This window comes from Candidatus Aquicultor secundus (genome assembly GCF_002791875.1).
GTDB classification, from domain to species: Bacteria; Actinomycetota; Aquicultoria; order Aquicultorales; family Aquicultoraceae; genus Aquicultor_A; species Aquicultor_A secundus.
In genome coordinates this window covers 261-2,433 of the sequence record NZ_PFNG01000186.1, presented here as the reverse complement: position 1 = coordinate 2,433, position 2,173 = coordinate 261, and the positions used below count along the sequence as shown (strand labels likewise).

2 protein-coding genes are annotated in these 2,173 nt (G+C 51.4%); both read left to right on the top strand.

Annotated features, from left to right (window positions below; genetic code table 11):
- Window positions 1–595 (top strand): NapC/NirT family cytochrome c (locus COY37_RS07930; RefSeq protein ID WP_286977117.1); only part of this gene is annotated, 595 nt, incomplete at its 5' end.
- 209 nt (window positions 596–804) lie between these two features.
- A partial coding sequence (locus COY37_RS07925; RefSeq protein WP_286977113.1) for a ribonucleotide reductase N-terminal alpha domain-containing protein occupies window positions 805–2,173 on the top strand: 1,369 nt, incomplete at its 3' end.

Below are 2,173 nucleotides of genomic sequence, written 5' to 3'. Positions count from 1 at the left end.
CGGTTTTGTGGGAAGTGTAATGAGAGTTAACCGAAGAAACGTAATAATAGCAGCTATTGTAGTTGTTGGCCTCGGGCTCGTTTTAGTGGTGGCGCTCTTTGTGACTTCGGCACCGGGCTACTGCAATACGTGCCACGAAATGAAGAGCGATTACCAGGCCTGGAAATCTTCAGTTCATAAAACGGTAGACTGCGAAACCTGCCATATCGGGCCAGGAGCCGGCAATTTTATCGTTGGTAAGGTAAGCGCACTTAAAGAAGTGTACTATCACTTTACAAACACATATCAGAAGCCCATAAACAAAGGAAGTCGTATAAGTCAAGAGATGCCATCATCCAGATGTATTCCCTGTCATCGATCACCGGGAAGAGTATCAACAAGCACGCTTATATTCGAGCACGATCCGCACATAGAAGCCGGCCTTCGTTGTCCCTTTTGTCACAACAGGGTAAGTCACCCAGGAGTTAAGGGCTATAACTCAAGAATAAAGATGTCATTGTGCGTGGATTGCCATCAGAAGAATGAGGTGTCTACCGAATGCACAATATGCCATCCGGCCGCATTTATCCGCACACATCCAACCCCACCCAAATAACATAGAGGAGATACCGGCCTCTATGTACTACCCGCCAAAAGAACTCAAGGCTTAAGATAGTGAGTTTACTGAAAGACAGAAGACGGTAAACTCAGCGCCGCTGATTGAAAACTGCACGTTTGAGTTATAAAAGAGCAAGAAGTGCAAGGCTGGTACGTGCTAAGATAATGGTTTACAGTTTATTTAAACGGTCTTAGTGGGTGAACACGATGAAAGAGCACTTAATTAAAAAGGTTCGTAAGCGAGACAGCCGGGTAGTAGATTTTGAGATCGGAAAAATCGCGAATGCCATACATAAGGCGCTCAATGCCACCAACCACCCGGATGGCATCCTTGCTGCGAGCCTGGCGGAAAAGGTGACGGAGCGGCTTGAGGCCGGGGCCGAAGAAAATCCGATCCCAAGCGTGGAGCAGATTCAAGATATCGTCGAGCGGACCTTAATCGACGAGGACTATCCGGAGGTTGCCAAGGCGTATATACTCTACCGCCAAATGAGGGCGAATGTTAGAGCGGCTAGAAAGTTCGTCGGCGTGCCCCCCGACGAGGTAAAAGTAAGCGTAAATGCGGCCAAGGTACTCAGCCAGCGATACCTGATAAAGGACGATCAAGGAAACGTTGTTGAAACCCCGAGCCAGTTATTCAGGCGTGTTGCAATAGCTCTGGCTGCATCAGACCTGCTGCACAATCCTAAAGCCGATGTAAAAGCTACCGAAGATGAATTTTATACCATAATGGCGAACTTCGAGTTCTTACCGAACTCACCTACGCTGATGAACGCAGGCACTGCGCTCGGACAGCTGGCGGCGTGTTTCGTGATACCGGTCAACGACTCGGTTCCCGAGATTTTCGACGCCGTAAAATATATGGCAATAGTTCACCAGACAGGTGGGGGCTGCACGGCGAGCGATGCTCACATTTACACTACATTCTGCGGCGTGGAGAAGATTGAAACGCTGTATGAGCGCGTGAAGGCGCTCGGTATCCCCGAGATACCAGGCGAGGATCATCGAGTTATGGACGTGACGAGTCTCAACATCTATACGCCAGCCATGGACCCGAAGACAGGACGTTTTGTGCCAAAGCAGGTCACTCATCTCTGGCAGTACGATGTGCCGGCGGACGAGCAATATACGGTGCGCTGCGGCGACGGCACGGTGGTAACAACAAGCGCCTGGCACCCGTTCATCGTTCATACAGGAGACGGCATGGTCGAGCGTCACGCCGATCAGTTAAAGCCCGGTGACATCCTCCCGGCTCCCAACCGCTCGATACGCGATGCCTGGCCGTTTGAGAAGTACCATGAGGTGGAGGGCTTAAAGCTGGATGAGCGCCTGGCATGGCTTGTAGGGTACTTTCTTGGCGATGGCGGCCTCGGCCAGTTTCATAATCGAGCAAACAACTACACGGTCTTGCGCCTTTACTTTTGCGATGGGAGACCGCAAAGCATAGAGTTTGCCGCAGAGGTGCTGGCCGATCACGGAGTGATCGTTACTCCGCGGCAAGACGGCCGTGGGCCCTGGCGGCTGGCAACCACCAACCGGTCCTTTGTATTGCGTTTCGCCAACTTGGCGCAAGTCA